General features: G+C 50.8%; 17 protein-coding genes. All 17 read left to right on the top strand.

All coding sequences use genetic code 11. The features are described 5' to 3' along the window. Positions 1-6 precede the first annotated feature (6 nt). Positions 7-2535 (top strand): phage tail sheath family protein, encoded by a 2529-nt coding sequence (locus GWG06_RS30635; protein WP_235938563.1) that lies wholly within the window; start codon positions 7-9, stop codon positions 2533-2535. Between the two features lie 38 nt (positions 2536-2573). Beyond that, positions 2574-3008 carry a phage tail protein gene (locus tag GWG06_RS27470; protein ID WP_127035836.1) on the top strand — a complete coding sequence of 145 codons (435 nt, stop codon included), beginning with the start codon at positions 2574-2576 and terminating at the stop codon, positions 3006-3008. A 6-nt stretch (positions 3009-3014) separates the two neighbouring features. Continuing rightward, the gene (locus GWG06_RS27465) at positions 3015-3476 is read left to right on the top strand and encodes a phage tail protein (RefSeq protein WP_127035834.1); all 462 of its coding nucleotides are present in this window, start codon (positions 3015-3017) and stop codon (positions 3474-3476) included. 118 nt (positions 3477-3594) lie between these two features. Beyond that, positions 3595-3780: a DUF5908 family protein gene (locus GWG06_RS27460; protein WP_127035832.1), complete on the top strand. Its 186-nt coding sequence runs from the start codon at positions 3595-3597 to the stop codon at positions 3778-3780. A gap of 2 nt (positions 3781-3782) precedes the next feature. Next, a complete protein-coding gene (locus GWG06_RS27455) occupies positions 3783-4499 on the top strand; it encodes a CIS tube protein (RefSeq protein WP_202183137.1) in 717 nt (238 codons plus the stop codon). Between the two features lies 1 nt (position 4500). Next, the gene (gene vgrG / locus GWG06_RS27450; protein ID WP_160717582.1) at positions 4501-6255 is read left to right on the top strand and encodes a type VI secretion system tip protein VgrG; all 1755 of its coding nucleotides are present in this window, start codon (positions 4501-4503) and stop codon (positions 6253-6255) included. 13 nt (positions 6256-6268) lie between these two features. Continuing rightward, positions 6269-6568: a PAAR domain-containing protein gene (locus GWG06_RS27445; RefSeq protein ID WP_127035826.1), complete on the top strand. Its 300-nt coding sequence runs from the start codon at positions 6269-6271 to the stop codon at positions 6566-6568. 12 nt (positions 6569-6580) lie between these two features. Further along, positions 6581-6991, top strand: coding sequence for a GPW/gp25 family protein (locus GWG06_RS27440; protein ID WP_127035824.1), 411 nt, complete (start codon positions 6581-6583; stop codon positions 6989-6991). Continuing rightward, entirely contained in the window at positions 6991-10209 is a 3219-nt protein-coding gene (locus GWG06_RS27435) for a baseplate J/gp47 family protein (protein WP_160717580.1), read from the top strand. Before GWG06_RS27440 ends, GWG06_RS27435 begins: the two co-directional genes overlap by 1 nt. Before the next feature lie 19 nt (positions 10210-10228). Next, positions 10229-11299 (top strand): tail fiber domain-containing protein, encoded by a 1071-nt coding sequence (locus GWG06_RS27430; RefSeq protein ID WP_160717578.1) that lies wholly within the window; start codon positions 10229-10231, stop codon positions 11297-11299. After that, positions 11292-11495 carry a hypothetical protein gene (locus GWG06_RS27425; protein WP_127035817.1) on the top strand — a complete coding sequence of 68 codons (204 nt, stop codon included), beginning with the start codon at positions 11292-11294 and terminating at the stop codon, positions 11493-11495. Before GWG06_RS27430 ends, GWG06_RS27425 begins: the two co-directional genes overlap by 8 nt. Continuing rightward, complete coding sequence (locus GWG06_RS27420; RefSeq protein WP_160717576.1) at positions 11492-14332, top strand: hypothetical protein; 2841 nt, start codon at positions 11492-11494, stop codon at positions 14330-14332. Before GWG06_RS27425 ends, GWG06_RS27420 begins: the two co-directional genes overlap by 4 nt. 12 nt (positions 14333-14344) lie before the next feature. After that, positions 14345-15967, top strand: coding sequence for a contractile injection system tape measure protein (locus GWG06_RS27415; protein WP_160717574.1), 1623 nt, complete (start codon positions 14345-14347; stop codon positions 15965-15967). A gap of 31 nt (positions 15968-15998) precedes the next feature. Then, positions 15999-18272 carry a vWA domain-containing protein gene (locus GWG06_RS27410; RefSeq protein ID WP_127035812.1) on the top strand — a complete coding sequence of 758 codons (2274 nt, stop codon included), beginning with the start codon at positions 15999-16001 and terminating at the stop codon, positions 18270-18272. A gap of 6 nt (positions 18273-18278) precedes the next feature. Next, entirely contained in the window at positions 18279-22277 is a 3999-nt protein-coding gene (locus GWG06_RS27405; RefSeq protein ID WP_160717572.1) for an eCIS core domain-containing protein, read from the top strand. Between the two features lie 28 nt (positions 22278-22305). Then, positions 22306-22686, top strand: a complete 381-nt coding sequence (locus GWG06_RS27400; RefSeq protein WP_127035808.1) for a hypothetical protein — start codon at positions 22306-22308, stop codon at positions 22684-22686. A 32-nt stretch (positions 22687-22718) separates the two neighbouring features. Next, positions 22719-24068, top strand: coding sequence for an ATP-binding protein (locus tag GWG06_RS27395; RefSeq protein ID WP_160717570.1), 1350 nt, complete (start codon positions 22719-22721; stop codon positions 24066-24068). Positions 24069-24154 lie beyond the last annotated feature (86 nt).

Raw genomic sequence — 24154 nt, 5'->3', positions numbered from 1 at the left:
TATTTTATGCCAAGTACGTATAAAACACCAGGTGTTTATGTAGAGGAAATTACCAAGTTTCCCCCCTCCGTAGCTGCTGTAGATACAGCCATCCCGGCGTTTATCGGGTATACCGGAACAGCGGAGAAAAACGGAGAATCATTGCTCAATACGCCTACCCGTATTGCTTCCTTTCTGGAATTTGAACAGTACTTCGGAGGGCCGCCGGCAAGAGATGTGATTGTTCGCCTCAATGCTGCGGGACAGTATCTGAAAACAGAAACCAAAAATACCAGGTATCTGCTCTATGATTCCATACGCCTGTTCTATGATAACGGCGGCGGCATATGCTATATCGTGTCCGTTGGTAATTACACCGCGCCACCGGCTATCGGCGATGATACCAAAGGTATCCTCGGCGGACTCAAAGCCCTGGAAAAATATGATGAGCCTACCTTACTGCTGAGCCCTGATGCTACCAGCCTGGGTACCGACCTTTACACCTTCCAGGTACAGGCCATCAATCAATGTAATAAACTGCAGGACCGTTTCCTCATCTGCGATCTGCTGAAGAGTGATGAGAAAACAGCCGGCCAGACGCACGACGACCGTGTAGCCGCTTTCCGTGATAACATCGGTATCAACTACCTGAAGTATGCTGCTGCCTATACGCCCTGGTTACGGGCTTCGTTGTCTGCCGGACTGCGCTTCCGTGATATTACCTTTGCGCTCGACAGTGAAGTGTCGCCTACACCGGCTACCTCGCTGGCTTTGCTGACATCGCTCACCAATAACCCGGCCCTGCTGCAGCTTATTTATGACCTCAGCAACGCCGTAGCCGCTGTCAATGCACTGCAACAGAACCTGATTCCCGGCGCGGCAGGCGGTTTCGTAGACAGCGGTATAGCTGACGCGGATGCGCAGATGAAGAAACTACTGAAAGATTATATGGTAGTGTATAACGACGTATCAAAAACCGCCTACGCCGATTTCACCGCCACGCTCAGCAAAATGTATGACCGCATACGCGACGTGATCCGCGCTGTTAAAGTGATCAGCGATGCGCTACCCGCAGTGGTAAGCAGCATATCTGTACCTTCAGCAGCCCAGAGCGTTGAATTCAAACTGAAAAGCGATATCGCCAAACTGATTGGCCAGGTGAAAGATATCCTCAGTACAACCGTTACGCATCACCGGGAAGTATTCCAGAAAGGCGCTATCAATATCATCAACACGGCCGACTCCAAATTCACAGACATTCTCACTTTCGCAGGATTTGCCGCCGTAGCCAATGTCCCCAACAATGCAGGCGTACAGGCGCTGTACCGGGGCTATACGCTGAAACGCGCTGTCATGGATCAGCTGAAAGCCATTGCCGGAGCAGTGGCCGGCACTTCTGCCGCCAATGCGCTCGCTGCGGTAACAGCTGCCATCCCGTTGCCCGGTGACGTTAAAACAAAAGTGGACGCAGAAATCACTATCGCCAAAACTGCCGGCCCACCCGCCAATCCGGCTGCGGTGATCACGGCGCTGACCAACAAACTGGCTGCCGCAGTGGTGGATATGGACAAGGTAGTACTTACCATCGCCAAAACATACGCCGATGAAGATAATAAGCTGAATGCACCGGCTACGGTACCGGACCTGGTGCCCGATCCACCCGGATTTCCGGTGGGCATCACTACCGTTATCAACCAGGTATTGCTGGAAGCCAGACAGAAAGCTACCCAGGCTGCTGCCGCACCGGGAGCCACCAAAGCCACTGTGGTAGCAGCGCTGACATTTGCCCCGGTAGATGCCAAGGAGTATACCCTGCTTGCCGCCGGCGCCAGCGTAAGCGCTGCAGTGCCCGTAGTAAACTATTACAGCAGTATTGTAAATGCGGCAGCCACCTATGAATCTGTATTTGATCAAAGCCTGGCACAGAGCTTCGGTCAGTATAAAACATACATCACCAAAGCCGGACAGGAACTGATGGTACTGCCTCCGGGACCGGCAGTGGCAGGTGTGTACGCCAGTGTTGACGCTAACCGTGGCGTGTGGAAAGCGCCCGCAAATACCAGCCTGGCCTCCGTACTGGGACCATTGGTATTGCTCAATGCGCAGGACCAGGAAACACTGAACGTAGATGCTAATGCAGGAAAATCTATCAACGCAATCCGTGCCTTCACCGGAAAAGGCACGCTGGTATGGGGCTCCCGCACACTCGCCGGAAATGATAACGAATGGCGTTATGTGCCGGTGAGAAGATTTTTCAACTATGCGGAAGAATCTATCCGGAAAGCCTCCGAAAGTTTTGTATTCGAGCCGAATGATATCAACACCTGGATACGCGTAAAAGCTATGATTGAGAACTTCCTGACGCTGGAATGGAGGAGGGGCGCACTTGCCGGCGCAAAACCCATTGATGCGTTTTATGTGAAGATCGGTCTGGGTGAAACCATGACAGCCCTTGATATCCTCGAAGGCCGCATGATCGTGGAAGTAGGTATGGCTGTGGTTCGCCCGGCTGAATTTATCATCCTGCGTTTTGCGCACAAAATGCAGGAATCCTGATCTGCGCTGAATTTTATCACTGATCTAAAACAAGCAATATGGCTAATTATCCAATGCCTAAATTCCACTTTAGTGTGGAGTGGGGCCCCGGAACAAAAATAGGATTTACCGAAATCACCGGACTGACAATGGAATCCGATGTTATTGAATACCGCGAAGGCAGCAGCCCTGAGTTCCATAAGGTGAAAATGCCCGGTCTGCAGAAACTCAGCAACATCACGCTGAAACGTGGCACCTTCCAGGGAGATATCGGCTTCCACGAATGGATGGAAACCATCTCTATGAATACCGTTTCCAGGAGAGATGTAACGATTAAACTGCTGAATGAGAACCACGAACCGGTCATTACCTGGCAGGTACTCAACGCGTGGCCGGTGAAGGTGCAGTCTTCCGACCTGAAGGCTGATGGTAATGAAGTGGCTATAGAAACGATGGAGATCGCGCACGAAGGTATCAAAGTATCAAAGCAATAAGCAATTATGGCTACTACCTACTATCCGCCGGTATCGTTTCATTTCAAGGTGGAGTTCGGATTTAAGGAAGAGCTGCACGGTGTAGCCTCCAATAAAAGCGATATCATGTTTCAGTCCGTAGCCGGACTCTCCACAGAAATAGTCACGGAAATGATCAAGGAAGGGGGCGAAAACAGGTTTGAACATGAGCTGCCTGTTCGTACAAAATTCCCGAACCTGGTACTCAAACGAGGTCTTATTAAAGACTCCTCGCTGATCAAATGGTGCCTGAACACCTTTGAACACCTGGAGATAAGACCCGTAGACCTGGAAGTAAAACTGCTGAACGAAAAACATGAACCCCTGGTGACATGGGCGGTAAAACAGGCATGGCCCAAAAAGTGGGCCGTAGAAGACCTCAACGCCCAGGAGAGCAAAGTACTGGTAGAATCCCTCGAACTCCGCTACCAGTTCTTCACCATCCTCTGATACCAGCGTTCCGCCACTGAAACTTCAAACAAAAAATCAAATAAAAAATCAAAAAACAACCCCCAAAAAACACCGGTCAAATCTCAAATCTCAAATAATCAAATAATCAAATAATCAAATGATTGAAATCCGTGAACTCTACATCAAAGCGGTCATAGATACCGGCGGTCCGAAAGGAGGTGCAGCACCTGCCGGAGCGGCCACCCCGGAAACTCCTGCCGGATCGGCTCCACCGCCGGATGATCTGATTGCGCTTTGCGTGGAAAAGGTAATGGAAATACTGAAAGATAAACAGGAACGCTGATTATGTCTGCCGAACTCAATAAGGTAAAAATTACGGCTTATACTTCCGCCGGATTTGAGGAAAACAAAAAGTTAACCTCCGGGGAATTTACAGTGCTGGTAAATCCGGAAGGCTATAACCGTACCTATAAGGTGAAGTACAAGGAGCAGCAGGCCTCCGGTACCAAATCCCAACAGATGAAGTTCGATAAGATGGAGCCGGAGGATATTGACTTCGATTTTCTCTTTGACAAAACGGGCGCCTTACCAGGAACCTTCAAGGCGAAAGACAGCGCCGGTATCCAGGAGGAAAGCAAGGAAGGTATCTGGCCGGATATCCTGCAGTTTAAGAAAGTAGTGTACGATTATAAAGGACAGATACATCAGCCTCCTTACCTGATTATCCAGTGGGGAGAACTGCTTTTCAAATGTGTGCTGAAGGAAATGACGATCAACTTCAAGCTGTTTAAACCTGATGGCACACCGATACGGGCTACCGTAAAGGCCAAGTTCACCGCCACCGTAGAGAATGAACTGAGGGTAAGGCAGCAGGCAGATAAATCGCCGGATATTACCCACAAACGTATTGTACAGGCTGGAGATACCCTGCCGATGCTTTGCTACAAGGTATATGAGGATCCCGCTTTTTATATGCAGGTGGCCAGAGCCAACAACCTGGCCGATTTCAGGAACCTGCAGCCCGGTACGCAGCTGATATTTCCGCCAATTGAAAAAAAGTAACATGAGCAACGACAGAACAATACCCATGAAGGTGGATGGCGCAACGGTCACCTTTACCGTAAAGGTAAACGGAACAGCTATCCCGCGCACCTGGCAGGTGTTCTCCGTTACTGTGCTGAAAGAAGCCAACCGTATCCCGCAGGCGAAAATTACCATCATCGACGGGGATCCCTCAAAGGAAACCTTTGCTGCCAGCAGCGATGCTATTTTCCTGCCGGGCGGCGTCATCGAAATATTTGCAGGACATCAGTCAAAGGAAGATCTTATTTATAAAGGCGTTGTTGTGAAGCATGCCATTGCCATAAGACGTAACGGCGCTTCCCAGCTGAAGCTGGACTGCCGCGATACCGCGTATAACATGACGCTGGGCCGCTTCAGCGCCAGTTATAAGGATATGAAGGACACGGACATCGCTTCCAATCTCTTTTCAAAATATAAACTGAACATCGGCAAAATTGATAAAAGCAAATTCACACATCCGGAAATGGTACAGTATGATAGTTCCGACTGGGACTTCCTGCTTGGCCGCCTCGATGTGAACGGTAAGCTGGTCCTGATTAATGACGGCACCGTATCAGTTGTAAATCCCTCTTTCTCAGCAGAACCGGTGCTGACACTGCAATACGGCGCTACCATCCTGGAGCTGGACGCAGAAATGGATGCGCGGAATCAATTCGCCGGCGTAACAGCGCTCACCTGGGATGTAGCAGATCAGGAAGTGGCGGAAGTAACCGGACAGGCGCCGGCTTCCGTAAAGGAAGCAGGTAATTTCCCTGCATCGCAGCTGGCCGGCGTCACACAGCTGAAAGCCATGCTGCTCCGTCATGGTGGCAATATCCCGCAGGAAGAACTGCAGGCGTGGGCGGATGCCGCCCGCCAGAAGTCCCTGCTGGCAAAGATCCGCGGACGTGTAACGTTCGACGGATTTGCTGCTGTTAAACCCGGCGACCTCATTTCCCTGCAGGGCGTTGGCGACCGCTTCAACGGAAAGTTATTTGTATCCGCTGTCCGGCACGACATCAGCGATGGCGCATGGACTACCAGCGCGCAGTTTGGTATGGAGCCGGAATGGTATACAGAAAAACTGCCGCAACATACCGGAGCCGCCATGCTGGTGCCGCCGGTACATGGACTGCAAACTGGTATTGTGGCGCAGCTGAAAGATGATCCTGCCGGAGAAGACCGCATCCTGATAAAAATACCGATGGTAGATATCAGCGGAGAAGGCGTATGGGCACGTATTGCCACCCTCGACGCAGGGAAGGAACGCGGCTCCTTCTTTCGCCCGGATATCGGCGACGAAGTGCTGGTTGGATTTATCACCAACGATCCCCGTGAAGCCATCGTGCTGGGCATGCTCAACAGCAGCAAAAAACCGGCGCCGCTATCGGCTAAGGATGAAAATAAAGAAAAAGGTTTCTTCTTCGCCAGCAAAATGAAAATACTTTTTCAGGAAGAAGATAAAAGCATGACGCTGGAAACACCCGCCGGAAACAGGATTGTACTGTCTGAAAAAGAAAAGGGGATTACCCTTGAAGATCAGAACGGTAATAAGCTGGTGATGAATGCGGACGGCATCACCCTGGAGACTGCCAAAAAAATCACCCTCAAATCTTCCGGCGGAGATATAGAACTGCAGGGCGTAAATATTAAAAATGCCGCACAGGCGCAATTTAAGGCAGAAGGCAGCGCAGGAATGGAACTGAGCAGCAGCGCCATCGCCAAACTGAAAGGATCGCTGGTGCAGATTAACTGATAAACAATATATAATGGGACAACCCGCAGCAAGAATAAGCGATATGCATGTATGCCCGATGGTAACACCCGGCATACCGGCAGTACCACATGTAGGTGGTCCGTGCAGTGGGCCCGGAGCCGCTACGGTACTGATTGGCGGCCTGCCGGCAGCAGTAGTGGGAGATATGGCAGTATGTACCGGCCCTCCCGATACCATCCTGCAGGGCTCATCCACCGTGCTGATAGGAGGTAAGCCCGCCGCCAGAATGGGCGACCCCACCGCGCACGGCGGACAAATCGTTATTGGTGAATTTACCGTCTTAATCGGATAAATGAATGCAGCTATGAACTCGGATCAATCATTCCTCGGTACCGGCTGGTGCTTTCCGCCGGCTTTCAATAATAATACCGGCACGGTGCAGATGGTAGCTGAAGCGGAAGATATAGAACAAAGCCTGAAGATACTGCTGGCTACCCGCCCCGGCGAAAGAGTCATGCAGCCACGCTTTGGCTGCAACCTGGAAGTACTGCTGTTCGAACCTATCACCACCAGCCTGCTGGCTTATGTGAAGGATATGATACAGACAGCCATCCTGTATTATGAACCCAGGATAGAGCTGGATTTTGTCCGCATTAATGCGGTGGACGATACCAACGGACTTATCCTCATCTCCATGGAATACACGGTGCTGGCCACTAACTCAAGGTACAACCTGGTATATCCGTTTTACATTAACGAAGGCGCTGTACAATAATGGAAGATCTGCGAATCATATATCAGTCACTGTTATACTCCGATGGCATCGGGCAGTGGGATCGTCTGGGCGCCGCGCTGGCAGATGATTACGCCCAGCTCGAAGAAAGAGATGTACCCGGTATGATAGCGCTGCTGTATACCCTTGCCCATGAACTGAATTTCTTTACGCCTGACAATACCGTTGCCGGAGACTGGACTTCGTTGTTCCGTAATTTTCTGACCAGCGGACCTGTGCCAGCATTGCTGCCGCCTGCTGATATTGCAGCCATTGCCGGCCAGGCAACGGATACTGAACCACATATAGCCCTGTTGCTCGCTTTCCTGCGGCTGCTGGATAAAGCAAGGAACAACCTGAATGCCATTACCAGCGCGCATATGCAGTTTTACTTCAGCGAGGTGCTGAAATTTCCGCGGCGTCAGGCGGTGGCAGACAAGGTGCATGTTTTCTTTGAACTGAACCGCAATGCCCTGCCGCAGCTGATACCTTCCGGCGCGGTACTGGACGCGGGTAAAGGCCCTGACGGGCAGCTGCTGAGCTATACAACCACCAGCGATATTGTGGTGAACCAGGCCCAGGTAGCAGCATTGTATTCCCTGTTTGTTGAAAATACAACGGCAGATAAAACACGGCTGCTATGGTCTGCACCTTATGATCCGGCTAAACTTCCCGGACAGCTGCTGCCATTCGGTAGCCCGCAATCCAGGCTGGCAGCGGCCGACAGAACCATGTCGCCGGTCACTACCGGGATGGGTATCTCCTCATCCCTGCTGGAACTGGAAGGTGGTTCCCGTACCATTTACCTCAGGGCGCACTCTATGCCATATGCGGTGAAAGCGCCACTGCTGGTAGACTTACAGAACATCATCCAGGTAGAGATAACCGGCGAAAAAGGCTGGATAAAACCACAACTGACAAAAGCAGTCATCTACCAGGATACCATACAACAGGCATGGCTATACGTAGAAGTATTACTGCCGGAAGTAATGCCGCCGGTTACCGGGCATAGCCAGGCCGTACATCAGAGCCGTTTTCCGGATGGCGTGCCGGCAATGAGAATCACCGGGCTGCCGGGAAAACCGCTTCCACAGGACCTGCTGGACTTTACCACAGAAACAGCCGCACTCACCGTAGATGTAAAAGGACTGAAGAAACTGATTGTACAGAGCGAGGAAGGCGTTCAGGCCGTAAACAAACCATTTACTCCTTTCGGGTCATGGCCTTCCGCCGGCTCCCGCTTCTTCATCGGCAACCGGGAATGCTTCAGTAAAAAACTGAAAAATGTTACGGTAAACGTGCAATGGCAAACACCTGCACAGGATTTTAAAACTTATTATACCGGATACAGCATCCCGGTAGATCTCACACATACCAGCTTTCAGGTAGATGCTGATGTGTTGTTCAACGGAGTGTTCGACAATCCTGTAAAAACCGGATACACGCTGTTTGAAGGCCAGGTGAAAGCCTACCGCATGAAGATGACCTTTTCAGAAGAAGACCTGAAAATTGCCAATGATAACCAGGTCCCCGAACGTAATCCCGGCCTGCCCGATATTTCGGGCGGATATGCCGGAGGCATGCCTGCAGGGTTTATCCGGCTGACGCTCTCCGCACCGGATACACCAGGGTTTACTGCTTTCGGACACAGCAACTATGCCAATGCGCTCGCGCTGGCCACGCAGAAAATGGTACAGTTTCCCAACCTGCCGCCGGTCATTCCCCAGCCGCCCTATACACCGCTGATAAGGGAAATCAGCCTGGACTACATCGCAGAAGATAACATATTTCCCGGCACTGACGATCAGGTATTCCATATAACGCCACTGGGTATACGAAAACTGACAGATAAAGGTAATCCGCTGTTTCCGGACTTCCCGGCAGTAGGATATCTTTATATAGGGCTGGCCAACCTGCAGCCGGAGCAATCCGTCAACCTGCTGATGCACCTGGCTGAAAATGATGCGGTGCAGGCCAGCGATCCGGATGCGGATTACGCCAATCCCGTTATCTCCTGGGCATACCTGGCCGGCGATGAATGGTCGCCGCTGCGCACCGATCAGCTGGCGCTGGATACTACCTCCGGATTGCAGCAATCCGGATTGCTTTCCCTGCAAACCGGCGCCGATGCGGCTACCGGTCTGCTGATGCCGCCGGGGCTTCTCTGGTTACAGGCAACCCTTACACAAGGCCTGAACAGGATCTCCCCGCTGGACGGTATTCACACACAGGCCGTAGAAGCGGTGCTCAGCCTGCTGCCCGGCGATGACCTCGCGGATTATCCGCTGCACCTGGCACAGGGCCTTCCGGCAGATACTATCAAACAAATGATTAACAGCAGCGTATCACTTAAAAGTATACGCCAGCCATACGCATCGTCCGGCGGGCTGCAACCGGAAACAAAAACGCATTACATCACCAGGATGTCGGAAAGGCTCCGCCACCGGAACAGGGCCATCAATTCCTGGGACCTGGAACGCCTGGCACTGGAAGCCTTCCCGGGTATTGTTAAGGTGAAATGTCTGAACGGCAGCGCCATCGCTACTCCCGGCGTGACCAGGGCAGTGGTGATACCGCGTATCGCAGTTGCCGCGCCGCTGGCAAAAAGACTGCAGCCCAAAGCCAGCAGCTTCCTGCTGGATCAGGTAGCGGCAGCCCTGAAAGCCCGTACCACCGCCTTTACGACCGTACAGGTCAGCAACCCGGATTACGAAGAACTGCTGGCAGATTTTAAAGTGAAGTTCAACGCAGGATTTGATCCCGCCTATTACCAGGAACAACTGAACCAGGATCTGGTGCGCTTCCTGTCGCCCTGGGCATTCGATGATAAAGTAGTGCTGCACTTTGATACCGAAGTATATCGCTCGGAAATCATCTACTTCATAGAAAATCTTCCCTACGTGGAATATATCGCTGACTTCAAACTGTTTCACCGGAATGTTACCGGCAATACTGGAGGTATCAGCAAAATGAAAATCGGAAAAACATTTGAAATCAGCCGGCAGCCGATACCCAATATCGGTATCATGAATATCGGGGACTCCTTCCTGGTAGGTATCGACTGGGAAGTGGTGACACCTTCGCAGCCCGCTGCTATACTGGTTTCTGCACCACAGCACACCATTGCCATCGTGGATACTTCCAGGGTATGTACGGCAGTATCCGGTCTGGGCATCGGTAATATGACCATCAACATAGATTTTATTGTAAGTAAAAGTTGACTCCTAAAAATATAATATCATGGAAAGACCAAGGCCAGATTTGAAAACAATATTCCGGGATGGCGCCCGCCCGAATGGAATTGATTTCGGTGATCTGTTTGATTCTTTTGTTCACCGTTCGCAGGACGGATTCAGCTTTAATCCGGTCAGCGGGATTAAAGCTGACAATTTCACGCTGGGAACTTTCAGCGCAACTCCGGCTGCCGGCTCCATGCGCTTTTTAGGCGGAGAAATTCAATTTTACAACGGAACGGAATGGAAAGGCGTAGGCAGCGGTTTCGCCCCGCTGGCTTCACAACCACCTTCCAATCAGCCTGATGTTGCCTACCGGGGCAGGGTAGGCGTTAACCTCGGTCCTTCACCTATCACCATGACGGATGATTTCGAGGTAGGCGCCGCAGGTACCGTCACCAAAGGGCGTGTAGGCAATGCCGTTATAGGCTCTCATATAGGCGGTAATGCAGGCCGCGCACTGTTCTTTCATCAGCGTGTACGCCTGCTGGCTACCAACGGGGGCAGCCCGGAAGCCAACTACGGATTCGGACAGAACCAGAACGGATCGGTGTTCATCAATACCATCACCGGGCAGGCCATCACCTTCAGCGCCAATGATGTTTCCTTCGCAGAATTCAATCCCGCCGGCAGATTGGTGCTCGGAGGCAATACCATTCCGCTGACACCGGCGGCGCCAACAGCAGATACCTTGTCCCTGCATGTATATGGTAACGCCATTAAGTCACAGGGTGGCGCCAACTGGCTCTCTACCTCCGACGAGCGTACAAAAAAAGATATACAGGACTTCCATGACGGACTGGAAAAACTAAAGGCGCTCCGGCTGGTCAATTTTAAGTATAACGGTAAAGGGGGTACGCAGGATAACGTGGAACAGATTGGCCTGATAGGTCAGCAGGTGGAAGCAGTCATGCCTTACATGGTGAAACGCCTTGGCAATGCCGGCGATGAACGCTTCCCTGAAGATATGCTCCTGCTGGATACCAGCCCGCTGATCTATGTGGTTATCAACGCCGTACGTGAACTGGATGAGAAAATACAGCAACTGCAACAATTAAAAACTGCCGACAATGCCTGAACAACTGAAACTCGAAATTACCCTGGATGAAGCCAATATGATTCTCAGCGCACTGGGAAACCTGCCTTATATACAGGTACACCGCCTCATCCATCAGCTGCAAAACCAGCTGGGACCTCAACTGCTGGAACTGGACGCCGGCAGCGACGCCCCTGTAAATACCAACGGAAAACTGAATAAAACAACTGCTGCATGAATCAGCTGATCCCTCCATTTATCAAGCCTGTTGAAGCAGTGGCCGGAGATACCGATTACAGCTCCCTGCGCGCCGCCGCCATGGAAATGATTACCGGCTACTCCGGAAGGCGATGGACGGACCATAATGAACACGATCCGGGCATCACCACCCTGGAAGCACTCTGTTACGCGCTCACGGAACAATTGCATTTCAGCAACCTCTCCGTGTCAGAACTGCTGCAGCTGCTGCGGGAAAAAGACGCACTACAGACGGATTTTTTCCAGCCGCAGGATATACTCTTCAATGCGCCGGTAACCCTGCTGGACTGGAAGAAATTTCTGGTTGACCAGGATACCGTCAGTAATGCCTGGCTGACACCGCTGACTAACGGTAACGTACCTCCGCTGTTTCTGAAGAATAATGTTTACAACTATACTGCCGGCAAATCCATCAACATACGGGGTATCTATAACGCTTTGCTGCAATGGGCGCCGGATAAAAACCTGGGAGAACTCAACGGCAATATCCTCTCTATTCCCCGTACGCTGAACCTTCCTAACGGTACACAGAAAACCTACTGGGCCGACCTGATCTTTTCCTTTACCTGGGATTCCACTGATGTGGAAGCAATCGCTTTCAGAAGTATCCTGGCGATTACGAATATTACCCTCACTACCGGTCTGGTGCCGGATGTTGCTGCTCCCGGTGTATATTTTGCCACACTGAAAATTGACCTTGGAGGTCCCAGTGTAACCGTAAACGTTATACTCCGCATCAATACCGAAATGGCCACCGGGCTGGAACGCGCGAATGTGGAAACAGAATTCGGAAATTACCTGAAAGATAAGATCGCAGGACCTGTACCGGTGTACAATAAAATCATTAACCAGGCATGGACACTTTCCCTGAATATCCGGAAGTTATTGCTGGCACACCGTAACCTCGCGGAAGATTTCTTCCAGCTCAGCGCCGTAAAAATTATTGAAATAGGTCTTCAGTGCGATCTGGAGCTGACACCAGGGATAGAGATCGAACCAGTACTGGCAGAGATTTTTTATGTGGTAGATAAATTTATCAGCCCGGTCATTCTCTTCGAAACTCCGGACCCGCAAAATTTAGCTGACAGCTTTGAAGGCCCTGAGCTGTTGCACGGGTATCTTTCTGACAGGCAACTGCTGCAATCACCCAGCTGCTGCCTGTTCCTGTCCGATATTCTGCATATCATGCTGGAAGGAAAACAGCAGGTCCGTAATCCCAATATCATCGCTATTTTCAACCTCTCCTTACAGAGCTATATCAATAATAAAATTGCCGGTAACAGTGAAGAAAACTGCCTGCGGCTGCTGGAAGACATTTCCTGGCGCCCCAGGCTCAACATTTTCAAATCTGCTATAACCGTCAGACAACGTGGTGTAATGAAATCTTTCAGCATCAGCGATGTATTCAACCGCTTCAATGTTCTTAAGAATACACCTGCTGCACTACCCGCTGCATTGCCTCCGGCAGATACAGGGGCCGATGCGGTGCAGATTCCCCTGATTCCTGCGTACTACCCGGTGCAATATGAGCTGCCGGACTGCTACCAGTTGTCTCTCCAGGAGAAAACAGCTGTCAACACCCAGATGCGGGGATACCTTTTCTTCTTCGAACAACTGCTTGCCAATATGCAATCGCAATGGCAGCATAGCATGCAACTGCTGTCTGTAGCCAATGTTGGCACAGAAACAAGATTTCCGGTGAATCTCCGCCAGGCGCTGCCTTTTTATGACAGCTACCTGAAAGCCGGATACGATACTGCATTGCTGACAGACAACAAGGAAAACCAGCTGCGCCGAAGCCTGATGCTGGATCATCTGCTGGCAAGACTGGGAGAGGATTTCCGCTATTATGGCAGCTGGAATAACCTCACTGGCGCAGCGCTGAATACCGCCAAGTATAATTTTCTTATCAGCTTGCCTGCTCTTGCTACAGCCAGGTTACAGGCTTTTGACTACTCAAAGGTTTCCTGGAATTCAACCAATACCGCTACTGTTCAGCAGAAGCTGGTACACCTGTTACATCTCCCGGATAATCTCAGTAAACGCCGCTGGAAAAATCCGAACAGCCCTGCCGGACCTTTTTCCATTACCGGCGGAGGCCCGTTCGGGTTTACTGTAAACAATGGTAATCCTTTACAGGTAGTGAACAGTCCTAATAACAATTATGCTTTCAGATATGAAGCGGAAGATGCCGCCACAGCTGTTATCCAGTGGGGAGGAAACATCGGGAACTATCAGATTCAGGAGAAGGCGGGCGCCTACTCTTACGTATTATTGAATGATGAACAGCAGCTGATAGCAGTTTCCAATAATGTGCTGTTTGTTTCGCCAGCGGCGGCACTCGCCGCGGCTACAGCGCTGGCTGCCTATCTGGCGGCGCAGTGGTTGCCGCTTGAAGGTATGCACCTGGTGGAAATGCTGCTGCTGCGTCCGCAGGTATATGTTACCGGTGGTCTGCAGGATGAGCTGCTTACCATCCCGCAGGTGAACGGCGCTATCGCAGAAGGCTTTAACGAAGATATGTACTCCTCGCAGGTGATGGCCGTATTACCCGGCGCCGGTCCGCGTTTCGGTGACCCCGGTTACCAGGAAGTAGCTGCTGCCGTCATCCGCAAAGAACTGCCTGCCTGGTTGCAGGTACGCGTAGTCTGGCTGAATATCTTCAAAATGTTTGAATTCGAAGAGGCATACCAGAGCTGGGTCAGCACTGTCAGTAATCCAGCCGCTACAGAGGTAAACATCCAGAGTGCCAAAAAAGGAATGGTGCGTATTGTCAACAGTATTCATGATATGTTGCGGCTGCGCGGCGAATATTAAAACCAGTGAAATATGAACAGGCATCTGATTCATCAGCAATTTGTAGAACTGTCGTTGTCCGACAGCAGTGCCTTTCATGCCGTAGCAGAAAAATTTTCGGATATGCTTTCCCGTAGTGCCCTGCCACTTTTATCTGATAATCTGGACCGGCTGGCGGGAGAAGAAGAAATGATTACCCTGCAGAAGGTGGAAGTAGACATGGGTGTTATCAGGTGGGAAGAAGAACAACACCTGCTGGCAGACAGGCTGGTGGCCCTGCTGCTGAAAGCCCTGCAGGATCTGTTGCCGGCACAGCCATATGGCCAGGCGCCCGGCGATGAAAATGTAATGCGTACTTCCCCGGCCATGCGCCACTGGCAAAGCTGGAGCCTGTATCTCCAAACCGGAACACTGCCCTGGCATGCATTACCGGTTCCCTCAGTATCGTGGTGGGAAGAAGTACTGCTGCAGGCGCTGGAAGGTCCGCATCGTACCAGTATTATCCGGATCATCCGGGAGGTGCTGACTACTGCGCCGGCGGTACGCAGACTGACAACTGTTTTTACACCGGAATTTATTACAAAGATCACTACTGCCGCAGCAGTATTATCTGAAACGGATATACAGCTGTCTGTTTTACTGGGCAGCCTGATACACCGGTTGCGGGCTTCAGATGCAGCCATACGTCTGATGTGGCAGCAACTGCTGATAAATGAATTTTCTTTTCCCTCATTATCACCACGATTGGTACAGCTGCTGGATTTGCTGATCCGTCAGTTTCCCGGCGAACACTGGATAGAACAGTTGTCCGCCTGGATACTCATCATGCACACCGGTATGAACGGGCAGACATCCCTGGTTTGCCCGTTACCGGTAGTGTCGCTGGTACAGGCGCTGCAGGTGGCCGCTGTTAAAGGGCCGGCCGTATTATCCGGACTTCAGGACAATGCTGTAAAACAGCTGCTGTCCCGGCTCTCTGAGCAGTCCCTGGCGATACTCCTGCAGCAACGGGAAAATGTAAATGATAACGTAATGGAATACACGAATAATGAACCGGTGCCTCATGCTGCAGCGGAAAGTCCGCTTGCTCCGGAAATAACACCGGTACCAGGTGATGATAACGGTCTTGAATACACGCCGGATGAAACAGCGGCGGTATATATTCCGGATGCAGGTCTGGTTATTGTTGCAGCCTTTCTGCCTGCCTTGTTCGAGGCGCTGGAATATACGGCAGACGGGCAGTTTCGCAGTGCGGCACAGCAATGGCGGGCAGTGATGCTGACTGCTTTTCTTGCGAATGCGAAACCCTGTACACCTGATTGGGAACTGACTATGGCAAAGATATTATGCGGTCTGCCGCCTGCTGCCATTATACCTGAAATAATACTGACGGAAACGGAGCTGGAGGAAGGGTTGGCGATGTTGCGGGCAGCCATCAGCTACTGGCAGGCTATCGGTAATACAACCGAAGACGGGCTGAGAGAAGGTTTCCTGCTGCGCAACGGAAAGCTGACCGGCAAAAACGGAGAATGGCTGCTGCTGACAGAAGCACAGGCTATCGACCTGTTACTGGAGAAACTGCCCTGGGGTATCGGCATGATACAACATCCCTGGATGCCGTGGCTCCTGCGAACAGAATGGCCGGGCATCATTTGAAGCTGAACAAATAACCTCAAAAATAAGAATCATGAAAAAAACAATTCATCTGTTTCGATGCATGATGGCATCCATTGTATGGCTGCTTTTGTTGTCAACGACGGCAAGAGCAGATTTTCCTGTTAATAAACCCGACGGATTTGTAACAGAAGGCGAATACATTACGCTGTACCTGGTAAAGGGACAGGGTGATAAGATAGTGGATTTTGATCCCGGTGCGGGCGCACCTGCGGGCGCCCAATCATGGTACATCACCGCCAAGGGTTGCCCTACGGCGCCAGCGCGACCCTGCACTTTCCCGGTATTCACGGACGATACACAGGGCCTCATGACCATCAATACCAATACCGCCTATACGGCTACTTTCAGCGTAGGTGTAACCATAGGCGCTGAATCGGCTATCGAACAGAAAGTGAAAATCGTTGTACGTAATACCATTGATATTGCCCTGGTACTGGACCGCTCCGGCAGTATGTCCGGTAATGTTAACGGCTCGTGGCCATCCGTGGTAGACTCCTCCCGCTGGAAAGGTCTGATAACAGGCGTGGGCCTGCTCGCTGCCAAGTTAAAGGAATTCTGTACTGATAAAGATTCTATTGGCTACCGCTACTTTGAAAATACAGTGTTTAAACCTAACGCACCATTTAATGGAGGACTGGTATCTCTACCGGTAAATGCACTCGCGATTCAGACGGAAGTAGCCAGTCATAATCCCGGCAGTAGCACAGCTCTCGGCGATGGTATGGCTGCTGCAGCTGAAATGCTGAAGAATAAAGACGACCACAGCAAAATTATGTTCGTCTTCAGCGATGGAGAACAGAATGACGGCGACCTCGTAAGGTCAGACAGCCCGCAGGTGACCGTTGGAAAGAAAAACCTGAATGACAGCGGCAGAATCACTACCTACACCATCGGTCTGGGTAACGCGGAAGGCTATCTGAATATGCTGGAAGCCATCGCCGAACACCAGACGGACCGCTTCCTCACCCTGAAAACAATCGGCGCCAACGACATCACCAAAATGGTGGAAGCATTTGATGCCATGGTTAACAGGATCAAGAAGGAATCCAGCCCGCAGTTCGTGGACGTGAGAAGAAATAAATATACCCGTGACGGTTATGTATGGAAGTTCAAGGAAAAATTCACTGTCAATAAAGGAATCAGCAAAGTGTTTATCACCCTGGTATCTTCTCCTTCCTATGAAGATGGTATCGAATCGCTGAAAATTGATAGCCTGGATGTACTGCCGTATGCACGCCAGTTTTCAGGCATCGGATTCCGTACGCTGGTGGTAGACTTCCCGATTTCAGAACGGGCAGATATAAAACCGGAAGGCGTCTGGACAGTAGTCGGACAACAGGGCGGATATAACAGCGCTACTCATTCTTCGTTTGATGGCGGCACCGCTAAAGCGCCTGCTTATTACCTGTCCTTTACGGTAGACGATCACCTCGTTCATCTCGATTATTCTCTCGGGGATAAAGCGAAACATGTAGGAGATGTAGTTCGTCCGAGTGTAAGGCTCACCCGCGCAGGCGTGGATGTAAAGAATGCAGTAGTAAAGGCCGTACAGCTGGCTCCCGGCGTAGATATCGGTAACTTCCTGGCCACTGCGGGCGGTGAATACAACAATCCTGATACTACCGATCCCGGTTCCCCATCTGCACAGAAGCTGGCAGAACTGCTGCGTGATACTGCCATCGCAGCAAAGCTCGCAGATAAGGTAAGTGAAATCACCCTGACCTACGATGGTACATCCGGTACATATACAGGCAGCTTCCCCAAACTGCAAGTATCCGGTAACTACCAGGTGTTGTTCTATGTACAGGCAGATGATTCCATCGTAAGTAAAATTATGCGCTATGAATCCGGTAACTACAACGTGGCGCAGAAAGATGTAGACCTGTCACAGTCAGGCGTTTCCGTAGTCGTAAACGGCGCCGGTCAGACGGTTATCACCATCAGGCCCCGCGCAGGCAACGGATTATACTGGGGTCCGGGCTGGGCAGGAAGTATTCACGTGAACTTCCCCGGCGCTAAAGTCAACAATGTAGTGGACAAGGGTGACGGTACCTATGTGATTACCATCGATGGTAAGCTGGAAGGTAAAGGTACGATCAGCATCGGGGATGTGAAAATCCTGGATGGCGATGCCAGCCAGCTGAACTGTTACAGCAATCATACAAATTTCTGGGAAAAGATAAAATGCTGGCTGATTGCGCACGGCCTGCCTGTATGGCTGGTATGGGTCATCATCGCTGCATTGATTATCCTCCTGTGGCTGATATTTAAAAAGAAGAAATAAGAAAATATGAAATCTGCTGATCAGAAATCTCCTGCAATTGCCCGGCAGCCGCAACGTACGGCTACTGCCAATCCGTTCTTTGCCAGGGCGGGAGCAGGAGGTTTTGATCATGCATCAGATACAGGCGCTCCGTTTTTTACCGGTACCTCCCCGGTGCAGGCTAAGCTGAAAGTACATCCTGCCGATGATGTGTACGAACAGGAAGCAGACGCCATGGCAGATAAAGTGGTACAGGAAGCTCCCGCCGCCGCTGCCGGCGCACCCCAGGGAGGCGATGATGAAGGCATTCAGAAAAAGCCGCTGCACAACGGCTTCCGGGCCGCACAGCGACAGCGCGCCTTTGAAAGTCCGACTGCGATGGAGCAGAACAGCGCGCATGCTGCCGGCGCCATGGAAACACCGCTGCAGGCAAAAAGTTCCGGCGATCCGTCTGAAGCTCCATCCGGCGTTGAATCCCAGCTGGATGCTTCCAAAGGCAGCGGAGAACCATTACCGGAAGCTACCCGCGATAAAATGGAGTCTTCCTTCGGAAATGATTTCAGCGATGTACGCATCCATACCGGGGCCGCTGCAGCGCAGATGAGTGATGACCTCCATGCACGCGCGTTCACACACGGAAAAGATATTTATTTTAATGAAGGCGAATACAAACCGGATACACCCGCTGGTGAACATCTGCTGGCGCACGAGCTGACACATACAGTGCAGCAGGCCGGCGGCGTAGGCCGTAAAAAGGCCGGATGGGCTATACAGAAGGCTACACCGGCTGCAGGCGCTACACCATCCTATAAAATACTCCTGGCAGATGTAACACCAGGCGCTGATAATAATTCCTTCACCGTTAAAAGCAACAATGAACAATATGCACTCACCAATGAACAGGTGAACATGCCTGCCATCTCCCTGCCGGCGCTGAAGAAGAGAAATGCCGCTAAATTCAAACTGCCGTTGCTTTCCGTCAAGGGCCGGCCGGATACCAAACAGTCCAAAGGCTGGGACCTGGCAGTAGCTGCCTTCGTGAATCCTGCCGTATTCCGACATGTGCAGGAACTGGAAAAGAAACCGGGATTTGCAGCGAAGTCAGGAGATATTTATTACCTCAAACTGTCCGGCAAGGCCTCCTTCCATGTAATAGGCACACCGGAACAAATAGCCAAATTGTGCTACAATCCTAAGTGGGACCGAAACGGTAAACCGAAGGCACATCAGGTGGATCATATCGTGGAAATGCAGCTGGGGGGCGCTGACCAGCCTGAAAATACACCGCAAAACTATGAGCTCCTGTCTGCCAAGGCCAATATGGCATCCGGTAACCTGATTAAGGGAGAACGGAAGAAACGTGTGAAAGCTGCACTGGAGCTGTTTACAGACCTGAATAAACAACAGGCTACCCTGTTTACCAAAATACCCAGCGTGGAAGATGTGATGAGCAGCTATTTTCAGCAGTATGCATCCATCGATAACAAGGACCTTGGTAATATACCGGAAGGAGATATCCGCTGGAGCTTTGAAGAAATCAAAGCTGGTAAGCAACTGCTGAAACTGGAGCCCATGACGGCGAAAGAAGTGGATGAAGCCAAAGGTAGCCCGGATGAGGCCATGATCTATGTCAGCAATAAACTGGGATCCTCTAAAAAATTAAAGTATCCTGCTCCGCAGACATTTGCAGACTTCTATCAGGGATTGGATATGCAGAGCAATAACCTGGATACCATCCGTGGTACAGATGCTGATGGCCTGATCAAATTTAAACTGAACAAGAAATTTACAAAGAAAATGAAAGCCGGCGACGAACTGGAGTTTACACTCAAGAAAATACCCGGCAGGCTCAACACCTATTTCATTCAGACCACCAAAGCGTTTAAGAAAAATACCTTCACCAAGTTTGAAGGGCTGAGTCCTGTTACGATCAATGATATTGACCTGGATGAAAGCGGATTGGTAGTGACAGGGGTAATTGAGCCAAGCATCGATCTGTTCAAAGGTATGACGATAGACTTTTCTATCGGCGCAGGAGAACTCAGCTTCTCTGCAGATGTACCGCTGGCGGTGTTGACGAAGAACTTCCCGAAAATATTCGGCATCACCAATGCCTCCCTGGAAATCAGTTACAGCACAAAAGATAATAAACTGAACCTGGCAGGTAATGTCAACTTCAACATTCCCAAGCTGGGAGAAGGAGAGGTGAGAGCCAGCTCTGATGCCAAAGGCTTCGCGATCAACGGTAAATTCATCTTCGATAAATCCAAGTTCGATGGTGAAATGCGCGTAGGCTATAGCAGCGAAAGCGGCTGGTCATTCGGCGGTTCCGCCAGAATCGGCGCCAATAAAGTAAAGGGCGTAAAAGACGCGCAGGTCAGCTTCGACTATGCCAATGGCATGATTACCGTGAATGGTAATGCCAACCTCACCGTACCGGGTATCAAAGCGCTGAAAATTGCCGCTAATATTTCCAAGGACGGCGACTTCATTATTACGGTAGAAACCACGCTGGGCGAGGTGCCCGGACTGAAGGGCGGTAGTGTGACCGTGACTATTTCCTCCAAAAAAGGAGAAGAGCTGGATATGGCCGTGGCTGGAACTGCCGTGCCGGACTTCCCGAAAGTACCGGGGCTGGGAGCTTCCGTCAGCTTCTCCTACAAGAAAGGCATTTTCGAAGTACGTGCCCTGATTGATTATAAGAAAGACCGCTTCGATGGTAAACTGGAACTTGGGCTTACGAACCGTAATGTGGATGAAAAGGGCAAGATCTCCGGAGAGCCTACAGAAGGCGCGGTTATTGTATTCGGTTACGGAGAACTGACCGTAGACCTGTTCAAGGGCAGTAAAGGCACTATCAGCGCAAGGTTTACGCCGGACAAACAATTGCTGGTAGCCGGTAAGTTCAGTATACAGAACGTATCACCATTCGGGGAAGGGGTAGACATCAACAGGAAGATTGTAGAATTCCCATCCATCAAAATACCGATCGTAGGTGTGCCGGGTGTGAGCATCTTCTTTGAAATCAGTGGTGGCGCTTATTTCAAGTTCAACTGGCAGCCATTGATGATAAAGGAATTATCTATCGGGTTCCAGGAAACCAATATCAACGAAATAGAAAATGCACAGGTAGATATTCACGGAGATATAGGCTCCAAAGCATCTGCAGAAGCATATATGGAAATCAAGGCCTCGCTGGGCGCCGAAGTGCTGATAGCACAGATCAAAGGCTCGCTCGGAGGCCAGGCAGGTATTGGTATTGAAGGAGAAGCCGGAGGTAAGGTAGATGCCACCTGGAATAATGAAAAAGGATTGCAGCTGAAAGAAGTACAGGCGTACATCACCGTGAATCCCAAGGCTATTTTCCGGCTGACCGGAAGCATCAGTGTAGATCTTGATCTGTGGTTGACTACCATCAATCTCTATTATAAAGAGTGGGTGCTGGCAGAAGGTTCTGCAGACCTGAGCGGCCTGGCGCTGAAGGTTAACTTCCCGATTAAGTTCGATGAAGAAGGTAACCTGATCCGGCCTGACTTTGACAAACTGAATATAGAAAAACCTGATTTCTCCGGCGAACAGGGTAAAGCGGCACTGGACGGAGGAATCAACGGAGACGCACAGAAAGAACGCAAGCTGGCTAAAGACAAGCTGCGCGCAGATATTGCGCGTGATATGAAAGCCTCCGTCAATGACGAAGATTTCTCTCCGACAAAATATGCTAACGGGCTGAAGGAAAAATATGCAGAGGATGCAGAAATGCAGGCATTTATCATGGATTCCGTAGAGGAAGAAGTGAAGATCAGAGAGTATGAAGAGTTTGAAGCCAAGAAGACTGAATTACGGAAGTCAGAAGCCTCCCTGGATAGTAAAATGCAGGACGCCTTTTTCTTCAAGATGTGGCGCGCCCGCATCAGTCAGGGTGATTTTCAGGCCTTCATCCAGGAATTGCAGGCAGAAGAACAGAAAAAACACGAAGCAGGGCAGCAGCAGCAATCACAGGACCAGCCGGCAGACCAGCCAGCATGATTTTTAAACACTATTAATCAGTCACACTATGCGGACAAGAAATATTCGCAGACGCAAACGTTCATCGATCCAGAAAAAACAACCTTTCTTCGGAAAGGCTGATGGGCACGAAAAGCCGTTCTTCAGCAGCGGTAGTCTGCAGCGCGAAGCCAGCGAAAAGAAAGATGATAAAGCAGCGCAGAAGGCAGAGAAGAAGGAAGATGATAAAGCAGCGCAGAAGGCAGAGAAGAAGGAAGATGATAAAGCAGCGCAGAAGGCAGAGAAGAAGGAAGATGATAAAGCAGCACAGAAGGCGGAGAAGAAGGAAGATGATAAGGCCGTGCAGAAAGCAGGTAAGGAAGAAGAAGGCGCGGCCCAGGCGAAGCGCTTTGACAGCAGCCATACGCCGGATACTGCCCCGCGGAGTTAATACATTTTACCGATAGTATGATATGTTAATTTATGCATCAATCGCAGCAACAGAAAGGTACTTACAGCTATAACTGGGATTATTATTTTCATACCCTGGCGTCACTGATAACCAGGCGTATACAGGCGTGTTTCAGCGATGACAGCAGGATGATTGCCCTGTTACCCCCGCTGGACCGCGGCAGTGGTCCTATGGCCGATTTTGTGGCAGAAAATAAACTCACCCTCCAGGATCATTACATGCTGCTCATTGCGCTGGCGCCGCATCTGCGACCGGGGTTCTTCGATGAGGTGATACAGGCAGCCCTGCCGCAACCGGGCGATTTTCCACAGATCGGCGGGGTAAGAGGGCGCCAGTTCCGGGGCTTCCTGCCAACCGCAGAAACGGCACTTTTCCTCCTGGCCGGTGATAACTGGAAGGAAAGACATGAACTGTTCCAGGATACTTTCGGCCCGGACCATTTCTTCTCACAGAAAAATATATTGCAGCTCGAAACTCCGCCTGACGGCGAACCGCTTATCAGTGGTAAACTGCTGCTCAGCCAGTCCATGGTGACCTGGTTTACCACCGGCCGTGAATACCTGCCGATGTATACGTCGCAGTTCCCTGCGAGGGAGCTGAAAACTGCGCTCACCTGGAAAGACGTTATCCTTAATCCGCAAACCCTGCACCAGCTGCAGGACCTGCGCGCATGGCACCATCATAGTAAAAAACTATTTGAAGATATGGGCCTGGGAAAGAAAGTAGGGCCAGGTTACCGCGCATTGTTCTATGGTCCGCCGGGAACCGGAAAAACTATTTCTACTGCGATACTTGGCAAGGAATTCGGTAAAACAGTATTCCGTATTGATCTTTCCAGCCTGGTATCCAAATATATCGGTGAAACAGAAAAGAACCTGGCCAGGGTATTTGAAGAAGCCGGTTACCGCAACTGGATCCTGTTCTTCGACGAAGCAGATGCGCTGTTCGGAAAACGTACGCAGGTAAAGGATGCGCACGACCGCTATGCAAACCAGGAAGTGTCTTACCTGATGCAGCGTATTGAAACATTTGACGGAATGGTGATTCTGGCGAGTAACCTGAAAGGTAATATGGACGATGCCTTTGTCCGCCGCTTTCAGTCCATCATCTATTTTCCATATCCCACGCCGGATGAACAGGTACAGATCTGGCGAAAGGCTTTTCCTGCCCGGCTGCAACCTGCACCGGATATAGATCTGCAGCAGATAGCACAGCGGCATAAACTGTCAGGCGCCAACATCATGAACATTGTACAGTACTGCTGCCTGGCTGCCATGGCAGCGAAAGAGAAGAAAGTCAGCGGAGAACTCCTGCTGCAGGGTATTCAACGCGAGCTGTCAAAAGAAGGCAAAACATTTTAACCGCCTGATTTTCCTGCAGGAGGGCTTATGTATTTAACCAGGCAGCGATGTACTACATCACTGCCTGGTTATGAAAGGAATGCAGG

The sequence above is a fragment of the Chitinophaga solisilvae genome, from assembly GCF_009928525.1.
Classification (GTDB): Bacteria; Bacteroidota; Bacteroidia; order Chitinophagales; family Chitinophagaceae; genus Chitinophaga; species Chitinophaga solisilvae.
Note: the sequence above shows the minus strand (reverse complement) of the source record. Positions and strands in the feature narration are given on the sequence as shown.

Coding starts and splice junctions, on each gene's coding strand:
- GWG06_RS30635 (WP_235938563.1), top strand. CDS start 7: ATGCCAAGTACGTATAAAACACCAGGTGTTTATGTAGAGGAAATTACC.
- GWG06_RS27470 (WP_127035836.1), top strand. CDS start 2,574: ATGGCTAATTATCCAATGCCTAAATTCCACTTTAGTGTGGAGTGGGGC.
- GWG06_RS27465 (WP_127035834.1), top strand. CDS start 3,015: ATGGCTACTACCTACTATCCGCCGGTATCGTTTCATTTCAAGGTGGAG.
- GWG06_RS27460 (WP_127035832.1), top strand. CDS start 3,595: ATGATTGAAATCCGTGAACTCTACATCAAAGCGGTCATAGATACCGGC.
- GWG06_RS27455 (WP_202183137.1), top strand. CDS start 3,783: ATGTCTGCCGAACTCAATAAGGTAAAAATTACGGCTTATACTTCCGCC.
- vgrG (WP_160717582.1), top strand. CDS start 4,501: ATGAGCAACGACAGAACAATACCCATGAAGGTGGATGGCGCAACGGTC.
- GWG06_RS27445 (WP_127035826.1), top strand. CDS start 6,269: ATGGGACAACCCGCAGCAAGAATAAGCGATATGCATGTATGCCCGATG.
- GWG06_RS27440 (WP_127035824.1), top strand. CDS start 6,581: ATGAACTCGGATCAATCATTCCTCGGTACCGGCTGGTGCTTTCCGCCG.
- GWG06_RS27435 (WP_160717580.1), top strand. CDS start 6,991: ATGGAAGATCTGCGAATCATATATCAGTCACTGTTATACTCCGATGGC.
- GWG06_RS27430 (WP_160717578.1), top strand. CDS start 10,229: ATGGAAAGACCAAGGCCAGATTTGAAAACAATATTCCGGGATGGCGCC.
- GWG06_RS27425 (WP_127035817.1), top strand. CDS start 11,292: ATGCCTGAACAACTGAAACTCGAAATTACCCTGGATGAAGCCAATATG.
- GWG06_RS27420 (WP_160717576.1), top strand. CDS start 11,492: ATGAATCAGCTGATCCCTCCATTTATCAAGCCTGTTGAAGCAGTGGCC.
- GWG06_RS27415 (WP_160717574.1), top strand. CDS start 14,345: ATGAACAGGCATCTGATTCATCAGCAATTTGTAGAACTGTCGTTGTCC.
- GWG06_RS27410 (WP_127035812.1), top strand. CDS start 15,999: ATGAAAAAAACAATTCATCTGTTTCGATGCATGATGGCATCCATTGTA.
- GWG06_RS27405 (WP_160717572.1), top strand. CDS start 18,279: ATGAAATCTGCTGATCAGAAATCTCCTGCAATTGCCCGGCAGCCGCAA.
- GWG06_RS27400 (WP_127035808.1), top strand. CDS start 22,306: ATGCGGACAAGAAATATTCGCAGACGCAAACGTTCATCGATCCAGAAA.
- GWG06_RS27395 (WP_160717570.1), top strand. CDS start 22,719: ATGCATCAATCGCAGCAACAGAAAGGTACTTACAGCTATAACTGGGAT.